We start from the raw sequence: 21,151 nt of genomic DNA on the forward strand, positions 1-21,151 counted from the left end.
GGGGGCGCCGGGCTGTGAAGCGTGTATGGCGTGGGAAGAGCGCGAAGTGACAGTGGCAAGCATCGGGGTCATCATTGTTTGAACAGGCCTTCGGGTTTCCACAGCAGCACGGCCGCCATCAGCATGTAGACCAGCATTCCGGCCATCGATGGCAGCAACACCTTGCCAAAGGTGTCCACCAGCCCCACAAGCAGGGCCGAGATCAGGGCGCCACGCACGGAACCTATGCCGCCGATCACCACCACCACAAAACACATGATGAGAACGGACGAGCCCATGTTGGGATAGACGCTGGATACCGGCGCGGCCACCATGCCCGCGACGGCCGCCAGGCCCACGCCCAGCGCAAACACGATGGCATGGATGAGCTTGATGTTCACGCCCAGGGACTCGGCCATGTCGCGGTTGAAGGCACCCGCGCGGATCTTCATGCCCAGGCGGGTTTTGGAGATCAGCAGGTACAGGCCCAGCGCCAGCGCCATGCACACGCCGGAGATGAACAGCCGGTAGACCGGGTAGGAAAGGGTGTCGGTGAGCGGAATGGACCAGTCCAGCATCGCCGGAATCGGGACGCCGTGCACGTCGTCCCCCCAGAGGATGGAGCGCAGTTCCTCAAAGATGTAGATGAGGCCGAAGGTCAGCAGCACCTGGTCCAGGTGGTCGCGGTGGTAGAAGTGGCGAAACAGCAGCCACTCCAGCGCCAGGCCAAACAACACGGCCAGCACGGCACCCCCCAGGATGGCCAGCGTGAGGCTGCCAAAGTGGCCCGACAGCGAATAGCCCAGGTAAGCCCCCAGCATGTAAAAGCTGCCGTGCGCCAGATTCACCACCCCCATGATTCCGAAAATCAGCGTGAGGCCGGCGGCCAGCATGAACAGCAGCAGCCCGTACTGCACGCTGTTGAGCAACTGGATCAGGAAAGTGGCGAAGTCCATGGTGGGCAAACAGACAGGGGATCAGGTAGCGCGGCGTGTTGCCAGCAAAAGGGTGCCCATCAACGTGAACAGGCCGCCCGAAATGCGGTTGAACCAGCGCATGCGTGCGCCAGAGCGCAAAACGGGTGCCAGCCGTGCTACACCCAGTGCACACAGCGTGAGAACCGTGAATTCAAAAGCCACAAAGGTGCTTGCCAGCACGGCAAACTGCGGCGCCCATGCGGCAGTCGGGTCCAGAAACTGGGGGAAGAACGCCGTGAAGAACAGCAGGGCCTTGGGGTTGCTGCCGCCCACGATCAGACCCTGGATGTAGAGCTTGCGCGCGGGCACCACGGCCTTGGTCTGCGTGCTGTTGGCGGGCATCTCGTCGAACACCGTGGTCTGGCTGCGAAATGTCTTGATGCCAAGCCAGATCAGATACGCCGCGCCGGCAGCCTTGAGCACCCAGAAGGCGGTTTCCGATGCCGCCAGCAATGCGCCAAGGCCCAGGGCCGAAAGCAGCATGGTGCCCAGCACTGCCGTCACGCTGCCTGCAGCAGCGGCGAGGGCCTTGCGCGGGCCGTGCTGCAGAGAATTGGTCATGCACATGAGCATTGTCGGGCCGGGCGAAAGAACCAGCAGGGCCACTGCGGCAAGGTAGAGCAGGTAGGTACTGAGCGACATAGGATTGGGTGGAAGGCAAGGTGGCCGCAAAGTCCGGGCGCACAGCAGACAGGCCTGCCATGGCGGCAGTCCATCAATGCATTGTGTCAAAGCTGCGGGGCGGACCGGACCCGAAGTCCAGCACGCGCCGTGCCCCGGGCAGTGGGGTGAGCGCGTCAGCCCATGCGGCAGCCGGCACCGCTGTCGGCCAGGGCCTTGGCGGCAATGCCAATCACCTTGTTTTCCTTGTTCTCGACGCGGCGCAGGTAGATGTCCTGCACGGGGTTGTGTGCCTTGCTCATCGTCCACTTGCCGCGCGGGCTGTCGATGGTGGCGCTTTCCATCGCCTTGATGATGGCAGCCTTGGCGGACAGGTCGCCCTTGACGGCGTTGGCGCCCTGCACCAGCAGAAGGCCGGTGTCGTAGCCCTGTACCGCGTACACATCGGGCTGGCTGCGGAAGGCCTTGGCGTATTCCAGGCGGAATTGCTTGTTGCGCGGTGTGTCCAGCGAGTCGCTGTAGTGCATGGTCGTGATGATGCCTTCGGCAGCGGGGCCGGCAGCGTCCAGCACGCCTTCGGTGAGGAAGCCCGAGCCGTACAGCGGAATCTTGTCCTTGAGGCCTGCGGCCGCATAGTCCTTGATGAACTTGGCAGCACCGCCGCCCGCGAAGAAGCAGGCCACGGCGTCGGGCTTGAGGGCGGCGATTTCGGTCAGCAGCGCCTGGAATTCCACGTTGGGGAAAGGCAGGCCCAGTTCCTTCACGATGGTGCCGCCGGCTGCGGTATAGCTTTGCTTGAAGCCTTCGAAGGCTTCGTCCCCTGCCGCGTATTTCCAGGTGATCCACACAGCCTTCTTGTGGCCCTTTTCGACCATGGCTTGGCCCAGGGCCAGCGTGGGCTGGGAATTGCTGAACGAAGTACGGAAAACGTTGGGGGCACACAGTGCGCGCGTGGCGGCATGCACGCCGGCGTTGGGAATCAGGTTGAGAACCCCCGTATCGCGCGCCACCTTCTGAATACCCATCTGCACACCTGAATGCACGGTGCCAATCAGCACATCCACCTTGTCGCGCTGAACCAGCTTGCTCGCGTTCTCGACACCCTTGCTGGGCTCGGACTCGTCGTCCACCTTGAACCATTCGATCTCGCGACCGCCGAGCTTGCCACCCTGCTGGTCTATGGCCAGGCGCACGCCGTTCTCGATGGCGACCCCCAGTTGTGCAAAGGTACCGGTGTAGGGCAGCATGAAGCCCACGCGCACCTTGCCGCTTTGCGCACGCACGATGGAGGGCAACAACAGCCCTGTAGATGCGGCGCCCACGAGGGCGGCGCTACGGCTGATGACGAGGCGGCGGGTGGTCATTGGACTTGTCTCCTTTGTTTAGGCTTAAAGTAATTTACTGCAAGCATTCGGTGGTGAATACCTATGAGTTACCCGTACCGTCAGGCAAAGGGCTCCCGCATTGCGAGGTGCCCGAGGGCTGCAACCTGGCCCGGCGGCAGAGGCTCGCTGATGATGGGTTTACCAGGGGCTGCTTGACGGACATAGAAATAGATTTATGAATTAAAGTGCAGTTTTGCATTTTTTGTGCAGTATAGATCGTGTGGTTTTTGCTGTGGGCAGCTATTTGGGCCTCCGGTATCAGTAGTTTCGAGCATAGGCACTGTTCTAAGAGCCGTGGCGGGTCGTTTGGCCGCGAGTGCGGGGGCTCTCTGGGTGGGAGTGCTTCAATGCCTTGCAAAATGGAGGCATGGGTGACACTGGAGGCCGGTGTTGCCTGATCTAGAAGGGGCTGCACCCCGTCTCGCCGGAAGGCGGGCAAACCGCATGTTTCCGATTGCTTCATGCCCCCTTCATCACCCCCATCTTCATCATCCACTTCCCAATCCATGCGAGTGCGTCTAGCCAGGTGGTTGGGCCATTTCTGGCCCGCACCGTTAGGTATCGACGGACGCGAAAGGCTTCGCTTCATTGTGGGCGCCGTGATCGGTGTACTGCTGACGGGATTGCTCAGCCGCTGGTGGGCAGGAGGAAGCAGCGCAGGTCCCTGGATGGTGGCATCGCTGGGGGCGAGTGCGGTCCTGGTGTTTGGCATGCCGTCCAGTCCACTGGCCCAGCCCTGGCCGGTCCTGGGAGGAAGTACATTGTCTGCGCTGGTGGGCGCCGTTTGCTCCGCGTTCATCCCGGACCCGGCACTTGCAGGGGCGGTTGCGGTGGGGTTGGCTATTGCGCTGATGGTGCCCTTGCGTTGCCTGCATCCACCGGGAGGAGCAATGGCGCTGTATGTCGTCCTGACCGCGGGGGACGGGTGGCACCTGGCCGCATTTCCCATCCTGTTCAATGTGATCGTTCTCTTGGTCTCGGCCGTGGTCTACAACGGCCTGACAGGGCGCCGGTACCCCCATCCTCAGCGGATGGCGGCCCGAACCGATATTGCTCAGGGCGCTTTTACCGCCTCGGATGTGGATACAGCGTTGGCGCACTACAACCAGGTGCTGGATGTGAGCCGTGCCGATCTGGAAGGGCTGTTGCACTTGGCGGGCCGTGCAGCCTTCCAGCGGACGCTGGGGGAGGTTCGCTGTTCGGACATCATGTCTAGGCCACCGTTTGCGGTGGAGGCGGGGGTTTCCCTTAAAGACGCCTGGGCGTTGATGCGCGCCCAGCAGATCAAGGCGCTGCCCGTGGTGGATGCTCAACGCCTGGTGGTAGGTATCGTGACGGTGGCGGACTTCATGCGGCTGGCCAACCTGGATATGCATGAAGGTTTGGGGCAGCGTTTGCGGACACTGGTTATGGGGCGTACGGGGCAGCCCCAGAATGTGGGCGAAATCATGTCGCACCCGGTCCAGGTGGCCCACGTGGGGCAGCACGCCATGGATCTCGTCCCTCTGTTTTCCCAGGGCGGGCACCACCATATTCCCATTGTGGAGAGCGAGGGCCGTCTGGTAGGAGTGATCACACAGACGGACCTTGTGCGGACGTTGGCAGCAGCTGTGCAAGGGCGCGACGAGGGAGGCTCTGCGGGTGCCACCTCGGTGCGCGGGCGTGCGCCGACCGAAGAGCAAGCTGTCCCATAGGCAAGACACGGTACATCGCGGTACAATTGACAGGCTTTGCACAGTGCTTATGCCTGTCCATTGAAGCCGTCTCCCCCGGCCCTCTGCCTGATCTGCGCCCCGGGTGCAGCGACTCCCACCGCCCGCAATGCACCGTGTGTCGAGCACCGACCACGCCGTAGCTGCCGTGGTGGATGCACAAGCGTCAGGTGCCGATCACAGAATATTTGTTTTGAAAAGATAGAACATGGCCAAAGAAGAACTCATTGAAATGCAAGGCTCCGTGACGGAAGTCCTTCCCGACTCGCGCTTTCGCGTGACGCTGGACAACGGTCACCAACTGATCGCCTACACGGGCGGCAAGATGCGCAAGCACCACATCCGCATTCTGGCGGGTGACAAGGTGTCGCTGGAAATGTCGCCCTACGATTTGTCTAAAGGACGCATCACGTTCCGCCATCTGGCCGGTCGCGGTCCCGGCCCTTCGGGCAATCGTTGATATTCGGCCCCGGGGAGACACGGACTGGCGCTTGCTTGTTCCGGCTCTTGGGGCAAACGGTTTCTTGTGTTCCTTCATCTGCGCACTGTTTCTCCCAGAGGCGGTGCTTTCCCGGTTCAGGTCTTCGCACCGTGCTTTTAAAAAAATCACAAAAAGCACGCATTGAACCAAAAACAGGGAAATTGCCGGGTTAGAATACGAGCTGTCGGAGCGTAGCGCAGCCTGGTAGCGCATCTGCTTTGGGAGCAGAGGGTCGCGAGTTCGAATCCCGCCGCTCCGACCAATGTTTGAAGGCCTTGCAGCACAAGCTGCAAGGCCTTTTTTCTTGCCCGCATTCTTTTTGCTTGTTGGAATGTATGGTTCGACCCGTGTGGCAAGACGGAGTTGGATTTGCGTACCATCGGGCCCATAGGGCGGGCAAGTGCCCGCGCCGACACCTTCCGCTGGTATTGCCATGAACCGTGCGCTTCCCTTGCCGTTTGCCCCATTCTCCTCGCTCCAGCCGTCACCACGTTATGACAGCGTAGATGCATTGCGCGGCCTGGCAATGGTGTGGATGACGGTCTTCCACTTTTGCTTTGACCTGAGCCATCTGGGCTTCTGGCCGCAGAATTTCCGCGCCGACCCATTCTGGACCTCGCAGCGGACGGTGATCGTGAGCTTGTTCCTGTTCTGCGCAGGGCTGGGGCAGGCCATTGCGCTGCACCAGGGGCAGGGGTGGCCTCGGTTTGGTCGGCGGTGGTTGCAGATCGCTGGCTGCGCGCTGCTGGTGTCTGCGGGGTCGTTCGTGATGTTTCCCCACAGCTTCATCCATTTTGGCGTGCTGCATGGCATGGCCGTAATGCTGCTCATTGCCCGGTGTACCGCAGGGTGGGGTCGGTGGCTGTGGCTTGCCGGGTTGGTGGCTTTGGCGTTGCCATCGGTAGCGCACCAGCTTTTGGCGGGTGCCTGGGCCGACGCTGCGCCCTGGTTCAATGGGCGCGCGCTCAACTGGCTGGGTCTGGTGTCGCGCAAGCCTTTTACCGAAGACTACGTACCCGTTCTGCCGTGGTTGGGGGTGTTGTGGTGGGGGCTGGCTGCCGGCCAATGGGCCATGGCTGCGGGTCGGGGCCACTGGCTGGGGTGGCGGGTTCCCCAAGGCTTGCAGCCGCTGGCACTGCTGGGGCGGTGGAGCCTGAGCTATTACATGGTGCACCAGCCGGTCATGATTGGGCTGCTGATGGCGGTAGCCTGGATAACGAGGGGTTAGCGGGCCGGGGACCGCTCTGGGGTCTGCACCCATAGGCCCCGCTGCCGCTCCGGTCGCCGTGGGGCGGGGTTTTCCACCCGCCCATAAAAAACGCGGCCTGGGCCGCGTTTTTTGAGTGCATTGCCAAAGCAGATGCGCAGTTGCCTTGCCAGTTACTCGACCTTGGCCTTGGCGCGCAGGTCTTCCTGGAACTTGGCCAGCTTTTGCTGTTGCAGTTGCTGGGCCACCTGGGGCTTCACTTCTTCCAGCTTGGGCAGTTCTGCCTGGCGCACGTCGTCCAGGCGGATAACGTGCCAGCCGAACTGGCTCTTCACGGGAGCGTCGGTCATCTTGCCCTTTTGGAGCTTGACCAGGGCTTCCGTGAATTCGCTCACGTAGCTCGAAGGATTGGCCCAATCCAGGTCGCCACCCTTGGCGCCAGAACCTGGATCCTTGGACTGCTTCTTGGCGATGTCTTCAAACTTGGCGCCCTTCTTGATGGAGGCGATGATGGCCTTGGCATCCGCTTCCTTTTCCACCAGGATGTGGCTGGCCTTGTATTCCTTGCCGCTGTTGGCTGCCACGAACTTGTCGTACTCAGCCTGGATCTCGGCGTCGGTCACAGGGTTCTTTTTCTGGTAGTCGGCGAACAGTTCGCGGATCAGAATGGTCTGGCGGGCCAGATCCATTTGTGCCTTGTAGTCTGCCGAGCCTTCCAGGCCGCGCTTTTGCGCTTCCTGCATGAAGATTTCGCGGGTGATGACTTCTTCCTTGATCTGGCCTTCGATGTCAGGCGTTACAGGACGACCCGAGCGTTCCACCTGCTGCTTGAGGGCTTCAACGCGCTCTTTTGGCACGGCCTTGCCATTGACGATGGCGACATTCTGGGCGGAAACGGGCAGGGCCAACGTGCCCAGCACGGCAGCGGCCACGAGGCCGGACAGGAGCTGTTTCTTCATGCGGAATCCAAAAAATGAGAGGTTGTTTGCCAGCTGAGTTCCGGCAACAGACGATATGGGGGCCGGTTCAGAGAACTTCAATGGCGAGGGCGTGAACGCCTTGGTCAATAAATTCTTGCAGCGCATCATACACAAGGCGATGCTGCGCGACGCGGGGCTTGCCTGTAAACAAAGGTGACGAAATGCGCACCCGAAAATGGGTGCCAAAGCCGGTGCCGTTGGCGCCCGCGTGCCCTGCATGGGCGGCACTTTCATCAAGCACTTCCAGGGCGGTGGGTGTAAGACGGTCCGCCAGGGTCTGGTGCATTTGCTGAGCGAGGGAGGTCATGGCAGGTTGTCCTTCAGGCAGCAGGCTCGTCGCCTTCGTCGCCCTTGATGTGGGGCGCCACATAGATGCCCTGGCCCACCAGGAAGACCAGCGGGAAGGCGTAGCCCCAGAGCTTGAAATCCACCCAGGCCTCGGTGCTGAAGTTGACGACGACATACGCGTTGATGGCCGACATGAAGGCGCAGTACACGATCCAGGCGACGTTCAGCCGGTGCCACACGCTCTCCGGCAGCGTCAGCTGGCTGCCCAGCAGCATCTTGAGGAAGTTCTTCTTCATGGCCCACACCGCCACCGCGAGGGCGATTGACATGGCGCCGTACAGCACCGTGGGCTTCCACTTGATGAAGCGGTCGTCCTGCAGCACCAGCGTGAGCGTGCCGAACAGCAGGATCAGCACCAGGGTGACCTTGTGCATGGTCTGCAGGCGCCGGTCGATGGCGTAGATCAGCGCCATTTGAGCGACCGTGGCACCCATCAGCACCGCAGTGCCCACATAGATGCCATAGAACTTGTAGGCCCCGAAGAACAGCAGGATGGGGAAGAAGTCGATCAGAATTTTCATGGGGTCAGGGGGCGGGTCTCGGGGCTCAGTCCTTGCCGGATTCGAAATCCAGCGAGGCCGAGTTCATGCAGTAGCGCAGGCCGGTGGGGGTGGGGCCGTCTTCAAAGACATGGCCCAGGTGGGCCCCGCATTGTGCACACACGGTCTCCGTGCGGACCATGCCATGGCTGCGGTCCACGATCTCGGTGATGGCGCCGGGGATCGCTTCTGCGAAGCTGGGCCAGCCACAGCCGGCGTCGAACTTGGTCACGGAATCGAACAATTTCGCACCACAGCAGATGCAGTGGTAGCTGCCGTCGGCCCAGTGGGCTTCGTATTTGCCGGTAAAAGGGCGCTCGGTGGCGGCATGGCGCGTCACCTGCAGGGCGACGGGCTCCGCGCCCTTGTCCTTGAGGATGGCTTGCCATTCGGCATCGGATTTCTGGACGGGGTAGGTCATGATGAACAGCTGATCTCGATGGAAGAGGCCCAGTCGGGCGGGAAGGCTGCGTAGGCGTCGTGCCCGGGGTGCTCGTCAAAGGGGTGCTCCAGCAGCCGCTGCAGGGTTTGGAGTTCGCTGAAGTCGCCAAGTTTCGCGGCGCGGATGGCCTGCTCGCCCAGGTGGTTGCGCAAAACGAACTTGGGATTGTTTTTTAGCATCAAATTGGCCGCTAGCGCTTGATTATCAAGCGCTAATAGCTCTGAATATGATAGCAACCAGCGGTCAAAGGTGGTTCGGTCGGCGAACAGGTCGCGCACCGGCTCAAAATCGTTCTGCTGCACCGCGTGCGACAGGCGGCGCCAGAAGATGGTGTAGTCCACGGCGTTCTGGGCCAGCAGCACCAAGATGCCGTCGATCAGTTCTGGATCTTGCTCGCGTGCCTGCGCCAGCCCCAGTTTGCTGCGCATGCGGGCCATGAACGCTTCCGGGAAGACGGTTTTGTAGGACTCCAGGGCACCTTTTGCCAGCTCCGGGTCGCCGATCAGCGGCAACAAGGCCTGCGCCAGGCAGAACAGGTTCCAGTACGCCACATTGGGCTGGCGGTTGTAGGCATAGCGGCCCTGGTTGTCGCTGTGGTTGCACACATGGCCGGGCACAAAGGCGTCCAGAAACTGGAAAGGACCGTAGTCAATGGTCAGCCCCAGGATGCTCATGTTGTCGGTGTTCATCACCCCATGGCAAAAGCCCACTGCCTGCCACTGTGCCATCAGGTGTGCGGTTCGTTCGCTCACGTCCTGTAGTAGGGCGGCATACGCGTTGCCGCCGAAGTCGTGGGTGTCCCGGCATTCGGGGTAGTAGCGGTCGATAACGTAGTCGGCCAGGGTCTTGAGCTGTGCTTGCAGGTCGTTGGCCGCGAAGTGCTCGAAATGGCCAAAACGCACAAAGCTGGGGGCCACCCGCGTCACTACGGAGGCCGTCTCAACCTCTTCACGGCGAACGGGTGCGGGCGAACCGGTGATGCACAGTGCGCGCGATGTCGGAATGCCCAGGCCATGCATGGCCTCGCTGCACAGGAATTCACGGATGCTGGAGCGCAGCACAGCGCGCCCGTCGCCCATGCGGGAGTAGGGGGTGCGGCCAGCGCCCTTGAGCTGGATTTCCAGGCCCGCCGCAGTTTCTCCCAGCAAGATGGCGCGGCCATCACCCAGTTGGCCGGCCCACACGCCGAACTGGTGGCCGCTGTAGACGCTGGCCAGGGGCCGAGAGCCTGCAAGCTGCGTATTGCCGGTGAAGGCTTGCAGGGCTTCGTCCCGCTGCAGCCAGTCAGCGTCCAGGCCGATCAGCTGTGCAACGGCAGTGCTGGTGCCCACCCAGTGGGGGGTGGGCAGCGGATTGGGGCGCAGTTCGGTGAAAAAGTCCGGTCCCAGGGCGGCAAATCCGTGCTTCCAGGCCAGGCCGATATCGGCGGTGGGGGTCACGCTTTCGGCGGGCAGGTTCATGGGCCGATTGTCTCGCACCCCGGATGCCCCGGCGCTTGCAGGGCCTTGGACCACGGCCCGGCCTATGCGGCCTGGGTAGAGCCTTGGCCTTCGGCCTCAGGGTACAGCACCTGCGCGCGGTACTGGCCCGGCGGGAGGCCAAACCAGCGCTTGCAGGCCCGAAACAGGTTGCTCTGGTCGGCAAAGCCCAGCAGGTCGGCCACCTCGGCCAGGCTGCGGCGCTCGTCGCTGAGGTACTGGCGTGCCAGTTCACAGCGGGTGTCGTCCAGCAACTGCTGGTAACTGACGGATTCGGCCTGCAGGCGCCGCTGCAGCGTGCGGTCCGTCAGGTGCAGGCGCGCGGCCACGTCTTCGCGGCGGGGCTCGCCCCGGTGCAGGATGCGGGCTACCTCGGTGCGCACGCGTGTGCTGGTGAGAGACTGGCCCAGGTGGTCCAGTTCGGTCTCTACCAGCCGCTCGTGCAGGGCCCACAGGCTGGGGTTGTGCGTGGGGATGTCGGCCCGCAGATCGGCCTCGGCCAGCAGGAACCGGTTGGCTGCCTGCCCGAAGCGGGGCAGCATGCCAAACGCCACATGGTAGGGCGCCTCACCGGTGGCGGCGGGTTGTGGCGTGGTCAGCTCCACAGCCAGAGGGCGAAGCTCCCGGCGTGTGAGCCAGCAGCACAGCGTGAACAGTGTGAGCAGGGCGTATTCGACACGCTGGCGCGGAATGGGGCGGGTGGCGCCGATGTGCGCGATGGAGATCCAGTAGCCGCGTGCATCGTGATCCAGCGCGAAGGTGGTGCAGTCCGAGATCACCGCCATGTGGCGCGTAAGGTGCTGAAAACCCACCAACAGGTTGGGGCCGGACGCCAGCGCGTAGCCCACCACATCCACATTGCCGTAGCGCGCTGTGAGCTGCGGGCACAGCCCCAGCGCCACCTTGCCCGAACGTGCCACCGCCAGCTCCCACAGGCGGCTGATCTTGTCCACGTCCACACGGGTTTGTGGCAGTTGCAGCGCCGCCAGATCGATGCCCGCTTCGGCGCATAACTCGGCAGCAGGCAAGCCTTCGGCGGCCATCATGTCGGTGATGCCGCGCACCCAGGCGGCAGAGCTTGTGCGGGGAGTCATGGGGTGGCGAATGGAAGAAATGGCGGATCAGGGTTTACGCGCGGTGGTGGCCTGAAGTCAGTGTTTTGGCAAGGTTGCGATAGTAGCCAAACGCCACCCGGTTCCCACAATCGCCTCCGAGGTTGTGCCCTGCCCGTAGTGTGACTGCAGACAGAGGCCCGACCCATTCCTGAAAACCCCCAAGGAGACAAGACATGGTCGATTCGCGCTGGCGTTTGCAATGGTTGGGAGCGGTGTTTTCGGCCGCAGCAATGGTGGGCTGCGGCGGTGGTTCCGGCTCTGCGCCCGAGGTGCGCGAGACGGTGTACGGCACCTTGCGCGGTGTGGACGACAGTGCGGTGACCGGCACCTACGCGTGGAAAGGTGTTCCTTTTGCCAAGCCACCCGTGGGCGAACTGCGCTGGCAACCGCCCGCAGCCCCAGCCGCCTGGTCCGGAGAGCGTGACGCCACACGTTTTGGCAGTGCCTGCCTGCAAATGGGCCGCATCTACGGCCCCGGTGCCAACAACGGGTTTGACAACACGATTGGCGAGACCCTGGGCACGCCGGTAGGCAGCGAGGACTGCCTGACCCTCAATATCTGGCGCCCAGCCACCTCGCAAGACAAGCTGCCTGTGCTGCTGTTCCTGCATGGCGGGAGTGCCATCTCGGGCTACACGGCCGATCCCGTCTACGACGGCGCTGCGCTGGCACGGTCTGCCAACGCCGTGGTGGTCACGGCCAACTACCGGCTCGACGTTCTGGGCTACTTCCAGATGCCGCCACTGCACACCGGCACGCAGCCCTACACCGGCAACTACGCGCTGCTCGACAACGTGCAGGCACTTCGCTTCATCCAGAACAATATTGCCAGCTTTGGCGGCAATGCTGGCAATGTCACGCTGATGGGGCAGTCCGCGGGCGCCATCAACGCGCTGGCGCTGCTGGTCGCGCCCCAGGCCGCGGGGTTGTTCCACAAGCTCGTACCGGTCAGTGGCGGAATTTCGCTGGCGACGAACCTGCCGCCCGGTTCGATTCCCACGCTCAACCCGGCCTCCCGGTACACCGCGCAGGCGGGCTTGCTGCTGGCGCATCTGGCGCTGGCCGATGGCCTGGCGCCTGTGCTTGCCGATGCACAGGCGCTCGTTGCGGGATGGACCCCTGCGCAGATAGCCAGCTACCTGCGTGGCAAGGACGCGCGGGTAGTGCTGCAGACGGTGCTCAAGAACGGTCTCACGGGCTCGGGCCCCATCCCTGATGGCGTGGTGGTGCCCGCCGATCCGATCGCGGAAATGGGCGCTGGCCGCTATCACAAGGTGCCCGTGCTGTCTGGCTACACGGGCGAGGAGGGCAAGCTGTTTGCGCCTTTCCTGGCGCTGCTGGGCGGCAAGCCGGGCATGAAGATCTCCGACGCCGAGCGCTTTGTGATGATGCAGAACTTCAACCCCGATGCTCCCACCACGCTCACGGCTGGCGACATCCTGGATGCCTCTTACCTGCCGGTCACGGCGCCCGGCACGGGCTACAACGCGCGCACCCGCCTGCTGGGCAGTGTGTTCATCGATCCGAGCCGCGACAACCTGCTCAATACCCTGCGCAGTCAGCAATCCACGGTATGGAGCTACCAGTTCAACTGGGCCCAGCAGCCCGCGCCCTGGAACGATGTGTACGGCGCGGCGCATGCGTTTGACCTGCCGTTCCTGTTCGGCAACTTTGGACCTTCGGTCTTTGCCAAAGCAACCAACAGTACGGCCAATCAGCCCGGCCGACTGGCGCTCTCGCGCGCGATGATGGACACCATGCGTGCATTTGTGCACACGGGCAACCCGAACAACGCAACGGTCAACCAAAACTGGACGCCGTGGCCCAGTCGGCTCGTGTTCGACGCCGACCAGAAGGCCGTGCGCCTGAGCGTGCAGTGAGAGGGATGAGGGTGAATGTGTTTGTGCACTCTGCAGTGCGTCAGCGTGCCGCAGTGGCGGCGAGGTATGCGTTCAGCGCCTCGTCGTCCACGATAGCCACACGGCCGAAGTCCAGCGACACGATGCCCCGGCCTTCCAGCACACGCAGTACCTTGTTCACCGTCTGGCGTGACAGGCCCACCAGTTGGCCGAGCTCTTCCTGCGTGAGGTTCAGCCGCCGTGTGCTGCGCCAGAACAGGCGGCTCAGGTACAGCGCCACGCGGTGTTCGGGGGATTGCGTGCGCCCGGCCTCGATGATCGTCATGGCCTGGCCCAGCCGCATGTTCAGGTGCTGCACCAGAAACTGGTTGAAGCCCAGGCTGGTCTCGCGCAGCGTGACAAACAGTGGCAGAGGCAGGCACAGCAGCGTGGTGGGCCGCAGCGCCACCACGTGGTACCGGCGGGGCTCGGGTTTCATGGCTGAGCCTTCGCCAAACCACTCGCCATCGGGTACTCCGATGAACGCCGAGGCGCGGCCCTGGCTGGCGGGGCTTTGCAGCATCACCAAGCCTGACAACACTGCATGCCAGCCTTGCACTGCGCTGCCGGCCGGCATCATGACTGTGCCCTTGTCGGCGTGCTGCACGGACACCTCGTCGCGCAGCCTCTCCTGCAGGGCCACGGGGACACCTGCAAACCAGGGCTGGGCTTCGATGAATCGCTGTGCGGACGGCGCGGAGCTGAGCATGGGCGTGATTGTCGTTGTTCGGGAGCCGTACGTTCAGGGTATTCCCTTGCCCTTTGTCAACGGGACGACAGGTGTTGGCAGGCACGCTGGACACGCGCACACTGAACCCCTGTTGGGGGTGTCGGTCTGGCGGGGCCGCTTGCCTGGGCGACACCGCCATGAGAACCCCCGCGCTACGATGATCGTTCCCTTCACTACAACATCCAAGGAGCACACATGCTGGGCCTGATGCAGAGCCAACCGTTGCTGATTTCGTCGCTGATCGAGTTCGCCGAGCGCCACCATGGCGACGCCGAAATCGTGTCCCGCCGGGTCGAGGGCGACATCCATCGCTACACCTACCGCGACCTGGCTGTCCGCGCACGCCGCCTGGCCAATGCGCTGGATGAAATGAAGCTGCAGTTCAGCGACCGCGTAGCCACGCTGGCCTGGAACGGCTACCGCCACATGGAGATGTACTTTGGTGTGAGCGGCTCGGGCCGTGTGCTGCACACCGTGAACCCGCGCCTGCACCCCGACCAGATTGCGTGGATCATGAACCATGCCGAAGATCAGGTGCTGTGTTTTGATGTGACCTTTCTGCCCCTCGTGCAGGCCGTGCATGCCAGGTGCCCCACGGTGAAGAAGTGGGTGGCGCTGTGTGATGCCGACAAGCTGCCTGCGGATTCAGGCATCCCTGGCCTCACCAGTTACGAAGCCTGGATCGGTGCGCAGTCGCCCGACTACGCCTGGCCCGAGTTTGACGAGAACTCCGCGTCGAGCATGTGCTACACGAGCGGCACCACGGGCAACCCCAAGGCCGCGCTGTACAGCCACCGTTCGACCACGCTGCATGCCTATGCGGCAGCGCTGCCTGATGTGATGTGCCTTTCCGCACGCGACTCCGTGCTGCCGGTGGTGCCCATGTTCCACGTCAATGCCTGGGGCATTCCTTACTCAGCGGCCCTCACGGGTTGCAAGCTGGTGTTCCCTGGTCCCGCCATGGATGGCAAGTCGATTTACGAACTGATCGAAGGCGAGAAGGTCACCTACGCAGCTGGCGTGCCCACCGTGTGGCAGATGATGCTGGGCCACATGAAGCCCGCGGGTCTGAAGTTCTCCACGCTGCGCCGCACTGTCATCGGTGGCTCAGCCTGCCCGCCCGCCATGATCCATGCCTTCAAGGAAGACTACGGCGTGGAGGTGCTGCACGCCTGGGGCATGACCGAGATGAGCCCGCTGGGCACGCTGTGCACCTTGAAGAACAAGCACCTGGCCATGTCCAAGGATGACCAGATGAAGATCCTGCAAAAGCAGGGGCGCGCGATCTACGGTGTGGACATGAAGATCGTGGGGGGCGACGGCAGCGAGTTGCCTTGGGATGGCAAGACCTACGGGGATTTGCTGGTCAAGGGGCCGTGGATCGTCGGCAGCTATTTCAAGGGCGAGGGCGGCAATCCACTCGTCAAAGACGCGCAGGGCCGGGGCTGGTTCCCCACAGGCGATGTGGCCACCATCGACGCCGACGGCTTCATGCAGATCACTGATCGCAGCAAGGATGTGATCAAGTCCGGTGGCGAGTGGATCAGTTCCATCGACATCGAGAACATTGCGATGGCCCACCCCGCAATTGCCATGGCGGCCTGTGTGGGTATGCCCCACCCCAAGTGGGACGAGCGCCCCATCGTCGCCGTGGTCAAGCGGCCGGGCACCGAGGTGACGCGCGAAGAGCTGCTGGCCTTCTACGAAGGCAAGACGGCCAAGTGGCAGATCCCCGATGACGTGGTGTTCGTTGATGCCATTCCATTGGGCGCCACCGGCAAGATGCTCAAGACCAAGCTGCGTGAGCAGCTCAAGGATTACAAGCTTCCAGGCCTGTGATCAGGGTGGGGCAGTGCACATGCGCGCATCGCTTGCGAACGCCATTTTTTGCATTGCCCCAGGCTGGTGCGCGCTCGGGGGAGTGCTGTGCCAGTCACGTGTGCGACGCTGGTAGGGGCAATCCCTGAGCATCGCTTTGTTGCAACGCGGTACGCTGCGTTGTGTCGATTTACAAGGAGACAAAAGCATGAAGTTCGCTATTAAGGCTGTAGCAGCCTCGGTAATCTTGGCAAGCGCTGGCGGGGCCTTCGCTCAAAAGGGCGAGACGGTGAAAATCGCCTGGCTCGACCCCCTGTCTGGCCTGATGGCGGCAGTGGGAACGAACCAGCTCAAGAGCTTCCAGTTCATCGCAGAAGAGTTCAACAAGAAGAACCCGGCAGGCGTCAAATTCGAAATCATCGGCATCGACAACAAACTCAGTCCCCAGGAAACCACCAGCGCCCTGCGCTCGGCCATGGACCAGGGTGCGCGCTACGTGGTGCAGGGCAACGGTTCCGGCCCCGCACTGGCGATCATGGATGCGCTGGAAAAGCACAACGCGCGCAACCCTGGCAAGGAAGTCCTGTTCCTGAACTACGCTGCCGTGGACCCAGACCTCACCAACAGCAAGTGCAGCTACTGGCACTTCCGCTTGGACGCTGACACCTCCATGAAGATGGAAGCCCTGACCACGTACATGAAGGACATGCCCGAGGTCAAGAAGGTCTACCTGATCAACCAGAACTACTCGCACGGCCACCAGGTCTCCAAGTTCGCCAAGGAAATGATGCAGCGCAAGCGCCCTGACGTGCAGTTCGTCGGCGACGATCTGCACCCGCTGGCTCAGGTGCGTGATTTCTCTCCCTACATTGCCAAGATCAAGCAGTCGGGCGCCGACAGCGTGATCACCGGCAACTGGGGTTCTGATCTGGCGCTGCTTATCAAAGCCGCTAACGACGCGGGCCTGAACAACGTCAACTTCTACACCTACTACGGCTCCGTCACTGGCAGCCCCACCGCTATGGGGTCGGCCGCAGCAGGGCGCGTTTACATGGTGGCCTATGCCCACATGAACCTGCCCGGGCCGCTGAACCAGATCGTGGTGGACTACAAGAAGAAGTTCAACGACGACATGTACACGGGCGCGGTTTACCACGCGTTCACGATGCTGTCCGAAGGTTTTACCAAGGCCAAGTCGACCGATCCGGTCAAGGTGGCTGCTGCGTTCGAGGGCATGAAGTTCAAGAGCTTCAATGGCGAAGTCGAGATGCGCAAGACCGATCACCAACTGCAGCAGGGCCTGTTCATCTCCAAGTGGGAGAAGGCTGGCGGCAAGTTCCCGATCGACTCTGAAAACACGGGTTACACCTTTGTGCCTGTGAAGTACTACGAGCCCTATGTGGCGAGCACGCCCACATCGTGCCAGATGAAGCGCCCGTAAGCCTTGCGCAATCGCTTCGAGGCCCGACCACTCGGGCCTTTTTTTTACCCCTGCAGTGAAAAATTCCAATGAATCCTGAGTTTTTCGTGATCTCTTTGCTGAACGGCGTGAGCTACGGGCTCCTGCTGTTCATGCTGAGTTCCGGCCTCACGCTGATCTTCAGCATGATGGGCGTGCTCAACTTTGCACACACCAGCTTCTACATGCTGGGTGCCTACTTCGCGTTCACCATCTCCGGGGTGGTGGGCTTCTGGCCAGCGCTGGTGCTGGCACCCCTTGTCGTGTTTGCGCTGGGGGCCGCGTTCGAGCGCTATTGCCTGCGCCGGGTGCACAAGTTCGGCCACGTGCCCGAACTGCTGGTCACGTTCGGCCTGTCCTACCTCATTCTGGAAGTGGTGCAACTGGTCTGGGGCCGTTCCACCGTGCCTTATGGCCTGCCCGAGCAATTGCAGGGTCCGCTGTTTTCGCTCTATGGCACGCAATTTCCCAAGTCGCGCTCGTTTGTGATGCTCGTGGCCCTGCTGATGCTGGTGTCGGTGTGGCTGCTGCTCACACGCACGCGCATCGGTCTCGTCATCCAGGCCGCCCTCAAGTACCCCGAGATGGTCGAGGCGTTGGGCCACAACGTGCCGCGCGTCTTCATGCTGGTGTTTGGCGGTGGTGCCGCGCTGGCCGGCCTGGCGGGGGTGATCGGTGGCAACACCTATGTCACCGAGCCTGCGATGGCGGCCTCCGTGGGTTCCATCATCTTTGTCGTGGTGGTGGTGGGTGGCATGGGCTCGCTGGCAGGTGCCTTCCTGGCATCGCTGCTCATCGGTCTGGTGCAGACCTTTGCCGTGGCGCTGGACTACTCTCTGATCCATGTCTTCAAGGCCGTGGGCGTGGCGGTGACTGACCAGACCTTCGGCTACCCCTTGCTCAAGCTCACGATTTCCCAGGTCGCGCCCATCTTGCCTTACCTGTTCCTCGTGCTGATCCTGATCTTCCGCCCCAAGGGCTTGCTGGGCACGCGGGAGGACTGATGCCATGAATTCCACTACAACCACTACTGTCGCTTCCAGCGCCACGTCGCACTACCGGTTCAAGCCCTGGAACGTCGGGCGCCTCATCATCTGGACGTTGTTCGCGGTCATGCTCATCGTGGCGCCCATGCTGTTTCGCAGCAGTCTGGCGCTGACCATGCTCTCGCAGATCGGCTACCTGATCATCATCTGCTTGTCCTACAACATCCTGCTGGGGCAGGGGGGCATGCTGAGCTTTGGCCATGCGGTCTACACGGGCCTGGGTTCGTTCATCGCCATTCATGCAATGAACATGGCGACCAAGGGCTCTGTGCACATTCCGCTGGTTTTCATCCCACTGGTGGGCGGCCTGGCAGGGGCATTTTTTGCCATCCTGCTCGGTTTTGTCACTACCAAGAAGTCGGGCACCACCTTCGCCATGATCACGCTGGGTATTGGCGAACTGGTGGCCTCCATGGCGCTGATGTTCCCCGAGTTCTTCGGCGGAGAAGGCGGCATCACCACGGACCGGGTGTATGGCAAAGCCTTCTTTGGCATCAGTTTCGGGCCTGCGATTCAGGTGTACTACCTGATTGCAGCGTACTGTTTTGTCTGCACTGCCGCCATGTTTGCATTCACCGGCACGCCGCTGGGCCGCATCCTGAACGCTGTGCGCGACAACCCCGAGCGCGTCGAGTTCATCGGCTACAACACGCAGCGTGTGCGCTACTTCGCGTTCATCATCGCGGGCTTTTTTGCGGGCATCGGAGGTGGGCTGGCCACGATCAACTTCGAGATCATCACGGGAGCTGACAGCCTGAGCGTGATTCGCTCCGGAGGCTACCTGCTGTTTACCTTCCTCGGCGGGGCAACGTTCTTCTTCGGCCCCATCATCGGCGCGGTGCTGTTGGTCCTGGCGTCGGTGTTGCTGTCCGAGCTGTCCAAGGCATGGTTGTTGTATCTGGGCCTAGTGTTCCTGTTCATGGTGATGTATGCGCCCGGAGGCATTGCCAGCCTGATCATGATGAACCTGCGGCTGGCCAAGTACGGCAAGCTGCGTCAGCTCTGGAGTTCTTACCTGGCGCTGGGCGGCACAGCGCTGGTGGGGGTGATGGGCGCAGCCTGCATGATCGAGATGACCTACCACCTGCAGCTCAACGCGGCCCTGGGGCCAGAACTGACGTTCCTGGGGGCCACGCTCAATGCCGCAGGCTTTACGAGCTGGTTTGGCGCCATTTTCGTGATGGTCACGGGCTTTGGACTTTTTGAACTCTGCCGCCGCCAGTTCCTGCGGCAGTGGAGCACGATCCAGGAAGAGATCGAACATGAAATCAAGCGTGGGGAGGCGCTGTAAACATGGCAGCTGACAACCCAACCAACACCACCTATGCCCTGGAACTGCGCGACCTGCGCAAGAGCTTTGGCAAGACGGAAATTATCCGTGGCGTGAACCTGTCCGTGGCCTCGGGCGAACGCGTGGCCATCATCGGCCCCAATGGCGCGGGCAAGTCCACGCTGTTCAACCTCATCAGTGGGCGTTTTGCGCCCACAAGCGGGGATGTGATCCTCAATGGCCAGCGCATCAACGGGCTGGCGCCGTATGAGATCAACCGCAAGGGGCTGTCGCGCAGCTTCCAGATCACGAACATCTTTCCCAAGCTCTCGGTGTTCGAGAATCTGCGCTGCGGTGTGCTCTGGAGCATGGGCTACAAGTACACCTTCCTGCGCTTCCTGTCGAATCTGCACGATGCCAATGAGCGCGCCAAGCAGCTCATGGAAATGATCAAGCTCGACAAGAAGCGCGACACGCTGGCGATGAACCTGACCTATGCCGAGCAGCGCGCCCTGGAGATCGGCATCACCATCGCGGGTGGTGCCAACGTGATCCTGCTCGACGAGCCCACGGCCGGCATGAGCAAGACCGAGACCACGCGCTTCATCCACCTCATCAAGGAAGTGACCGAAGGTCGCACGCTGCTGACGGTGGAGCATGACATGGGCGTGGTCTTTGGCCTGGCGGACAAGATTGCTGTGGTGGTCTATGGCGAGGTCATTGCCTATGACACGCCCGACAAGGTGCGCGCCAACCAGCGCGTGCAGGAGGCCTATCTGGGCTCTGTCGTTGCGGATGAGCAAGGGGCGGGACATTGACATGCTGAAAATCGAAAATCTCCACGCCTATTACGGCAAGAGCCATGTGCTGCATGGCGTGACCTTCGACGTACAACCCGGTGAAATCGTGGCCCTGCTGGGGCGTAACGGCTCGGGCCGTTCCACCACCGCCAAGGCCATCATGGGCCTGGTGGACTGGGAGGGCACGCTGAACTGGAAGGGGCAGGACCTCAACGGCAAGAAGGCTTACGAGATCGCCCACCTGGGGGTGGGCTACGTGCCCGAAAGCCGCGATGTGTTCCCCAACCTCACCGTGCACCAGAACTTGCTGCTGGGCCAGAAAGGCAAAGGCAAGGGTAGCCGCTGGTCGTTTGACGACATGTACGAGATGTTCCCGCGCCTCAAGGAGCGCCAGCACACCGAGGCGGGCGTGATGTCGGGCGGCGAGCAGCAGATGCTTACGCTATGCCGCACGCTGATGGGCGACCCCGACCTGATCATCATCGACGAGCCCACCGAAGGCCTGGCCCCCAAGATTGTCGAGCTGGTGGGGCAGTACCTGCAGACCATCAAGGCGCGGGGTATCTCGGTGCTGCTGATCGAGCAGAAGCTGACCATCGCCATGAAGATCTCGGACCGCGCGCTGGTCATGGGGCATGGCTCGATCGTGTTCCAGGGCACGCCGGACAGCCTGCGGGCCGACAACTACATCCGCAAGGAATGGCTTGAAGTCTGACGATTTTTGAAGAACCATGGCTAAAAGAGGCGCCCGATAGCTGAAGGCGCCTCTTTTTTTGCTCTACCAAATGTTGCACTGCAAACCCCCTTGTCCCGCCCGGGACAAATTGACACGCCAAATGGGTTTGAAGTCTCTACAATAAAAACGC

At 62.1% G+C, this 21,151-nt stretch carries 20 protein-coding genes and 1 tRNA gene; 11 read left to right on the forward strand and 10 right to left on the reverse strand.

Annotation, left to right across the window (positions count from 1 at the left end):
* Positions 1-71: 71 nt before the first annotated feature.
* The 3 genes from ACQ4MJ_RS06505 to ACQ4MJ_RS06515 form a co-directional block, all read right to left on the reverse strand.
* Positions 72-935: a branched-chain amino acid ABC transporter permease gene (locus ACQ4MJ_RS06505; protein ID WP_121420385.1), complete on the reverse strand. Its 864-nt coding sequence runs from the start codon at positions 933-935 to the stop codon at positions 72-74.
* A 21-nt stretch (positions 936-956) separates the two neighbouring features.
* Entirely contained in the window at positions 957-1,598 is a 642-nt protein-coding gene (locus ACQ4MJ_RS06510) for a LysE family translocator (RefSeq protein ID WP_055394059.1), read from the reverse strand.
* Between the two features lie 155 nt (positions 1,599-1,753).
* Positions 1,754-2,941: an ABC transporter substrate-binding protein gene (locus ACQ4MJ_RS06515; protein WP_431149504.1), complete on the reverse strand. Its 1,188-nt coding sequence runs from the start codon at positions 2,939-2,941 to the stop codon at positions 1,754-1,756.
* A gap of 482 nt (positions 2,942-3,423) precedes the next feature.
* Here ACQ4MJ_RS06515 and ACQ4MJ_RS06520 point away from each other — a divergent pair, with 482 nt between their 5' ends.
* From ACQ4MJ_RS06520 to ACQ4MJ_RS06535, 4 genes are all read left to right on the forward strand, one after another.
* Entirely contained in the window at positions 3,424-4,656 is a 1,233-nt protein-coding gene (locus ACQ4MJ_RS06520; RefSeq protein WP_431149503.1) for an HPP family protein, read from the forward strand.
* Positions 4,657-4,882: 226 nt separating this feature from the next.
* Positions 4,883-5,134 carry a translation initiation factor IF-1 gene (gene infA / locus ACQ4MJ_RS06525; protein ID WP_010465645.1) on the forward strand — a complete coding sequence of 84 codons (252 nt, stop codon included), beginning with the start codon at positions 4,883-4,885 and terminating at the stop codon, positions 5,132-5,134.
* Between the two features lie 206 nt (positions 5,135-5,340).
* A tRNA-Pro gene (locus ACQ4MJ_RS06530) sits at positions 5,341-5,417 on the forward strand.
* Between the two features lie 171 nt (positions 5,418-5,588).
* A complete protein-coding gene (locus ACQ4MJ_RS06535) occupies positions 5,589-6,383 on the forward strand; it encodes a DUF1624 domain-containing protein (RefSeq protein WP_431149502.1) in 795 nt (264 codons plus the stop codon).
* Between the two features lie 152 nt (positions 6,384-6,535).
* Here the strand turns inward: ACQ4MJ_RS06535 and ACQ4MJ_RS06540 are convergent, their stop codons facing one another.
* The 6 genes from ACQ4MJ_RS06540 to ACQ4MJ_RS06565 form a co-directional block, all read right to left on the reverse strand.
* Positions 6,536-7,321 carry a peptidylprolyl isomerase gene (locus ACQ4MJ_RS06540; protein ID WP_055394051.1) on the reverse strand — a complete coding sequence of 262 codons (786 nt, stop codon included), beginning with the start codon at positions 7,319-7,321 and terminating at the stop codon, positions 6,536-6,538.
* A gap of 67 nt (positions 7,322-7,388) precedes the next feature.
* Positions 7,389-7,649, reverse strand: coding sequence for a BolA family protein (locus ACQ4MJ_RS06545; protein WP_055394049.1), 261 nt, complete (start codon positions 7,647-7,649; stop codon positions 7,389-7,391).
* Positions 7,650-7,662: 13 nt separating this feature from the next.
* The gene (locus ACQ4MJ_RS06550) at positions 7,663-8,211 is read right to left on the reverse strand and encodes a septation protein A (protein ID WP_055394047.1); all 549 of its coding nucleotides are present in this window, start codon (positions 8,209-8,211) and stop codon (positions 7,663-7,665) included.
* Positions 8,212-8,236: 25 nt separating this feature from the next.
* Positions 8,237-8,650, reverse strand: a complete 414-nt coding sequence (gene msrB, locus ACQ4MJ_RS06555) for a peptide-methionine (R)-S-oxide reductase MsrB (protein ID WP_010465633.1) — start codon at positions 8,648-8,650, stop codon at positions 8,237-8,239.
* Positions 8,647-10,131 (reverse strand): protein adenylyltransferase SelO, encoded by a 1,485-nt coding sequence (locus ACQ4MJ_RS06560; RefSeq protein WP_431149500.1) that lies wholly within the window; start codon positions 10,129-10,131, stop codon positions 8,647-8,649. The genes msrB and ACQ4MJ_RS06560 overlap by 4 nt, the downstream gene beginning before the upstream one ends.
* 62 nt (positions 10,132-10,193) lie before the next feature.
* Entirely contained in the window at positions 10,194-11,243 is a 1,050-nt protein-coding gene (locus tag ACQ4MJ_RS06565) for an AraC family transcriptional regulator (RefSeq protein WP_207401887.1), read from the reverse strand.
* Positions 11,244-11,437: 194 nt separating this feature from the next.
* Between ACQ4MJ_RS06565 and ACQ4MJ_RS06570 the strand changes: the two genes are divergently transcribed.
* Positions 11,438-13,144, forward strand: coding sequence for a carboxylesterase/lipase family protein (locus ACQ4MJ_RS06570; protein WP_431149498.1), 1,707 nt, complete (start codon positions 11,438-11,440; stop codon positions 13,142-13,144).
* 40 nt (positions 13,145-13,184) lie between these two features.
* Here ACQ4MJ_RS06570 and ACQ4MJ_RS06575 read toward each other — a convergent pair whose 3' ends face one another.
* Positions 13,185-13,871: a Crp/Fnr family transcriptional regulator gene (locus ACQ4MJ_RS06575; RefSeq protein WP_121420376.1), complete on the reverse strand. Its 687-nt coding sequence runs from the start codon at positions 13,869-13,871 to the stop codon at positions 13,185-13,187.
* A gap of 216 nt (positions 13,872-14,087) precedes the next feature.
* Here ACQ4MJ_RS06575 and ACQ4MJ_RS06580 point away from each other — a divergent pair, with 216 nt between their 5' ends.
* The 6 genes from ACQ4MJ_RS06580 (at position 14,088) to ACQ4MJ_RS06605 (ending at position 21,000) form a co-directional block, all read left to right on the forward strand.
* The gene (locus ACQ4MJ_RS06580) at positions 14,088-15,731 is read left to right on the forward strand and encodes a 3-(methylthio)propionyl-CoA ligase (RefSeq protein WP_121420375.1); all 1,644 of its coding nucleotides are present in this window, start codon (positions 14,088-14,090) and stop codon (positions 15,729-15,731) included.
* Between the two features lie 187 nt (positions 15,732-15,918).
* On the forward strand, positions 15,919-17,151 hold the full coding sequence (locus ACQ4MJ_RS06585; RefSeq protein WP_055394034.1) for a branched-chain amino acid ABC transporter substrate-binding protein: 1,233 nt from the start codon (positions 15,919-15,921) through the stop codon (positions 17,149-17,151).
* A gap of 68 nt (positions 17,152-17,219) precedes the next feature.
* The gene (locus ACQ4MJ_RS06590) at positions 17,220-18,173 is read left to right on the forward strand and encodes a branched-chain amino acid ABC transporter permease (protein WP_055394032.1); all 954 of its coding nucleotides are present in this window, start codon (positions 17,220-17,222) and stop codon (positions 18,171-18,173) included.
* Positions 18,174-18,177: 4 nt separating this feature from the next.
* Entirely contained in the window at positions 18,178-19,506 is a 1,329-nt protein-coding gene (locus ACQ4MJ_RS06595) for a branched-chain amino acid ABC transporter permease (RefSeq protein ID WP_121420374.1), read from the forward strand.
* 2 nt (positions 19,507-19,508) lie between these two features.
* Positions 19,509-20,303 (forward strand): ABC transporter ATP-binding protein, encoded by a 795-nt coding sequence (locus ACQ4MJ_RS06600; RefSeq protein ID WP_055394028.1) that lies wholly within the window; start codon positions 19,509-19,511, stop codon positions 20,301-20,303.
* Position 20,304: 1 nt separating this feature from the next.
* Positions 20,305-21,000, forward strand: coding sequence for an ABC transporter ATP-binding protein (locus ACQ4MJ_RS06605; RefSeq protein ID WP_121420373.1), 696 nt, complete (start codon positions 20,305-20,307; stop codon positions 20,998-21,000).
* The last annotated feature ends 151 nt before the right edge of the window (positions 21,001-21,151 follow it).

This window comes from Acidovorax facilis, assembly GCF_050626955.1.
Lineage (GTDB): Bacteria > Pseudomonadota > Gammaproteobacteria > Burkholderiales > Burkholderiaceae_C > Acidovorax > Acidovorax facilis.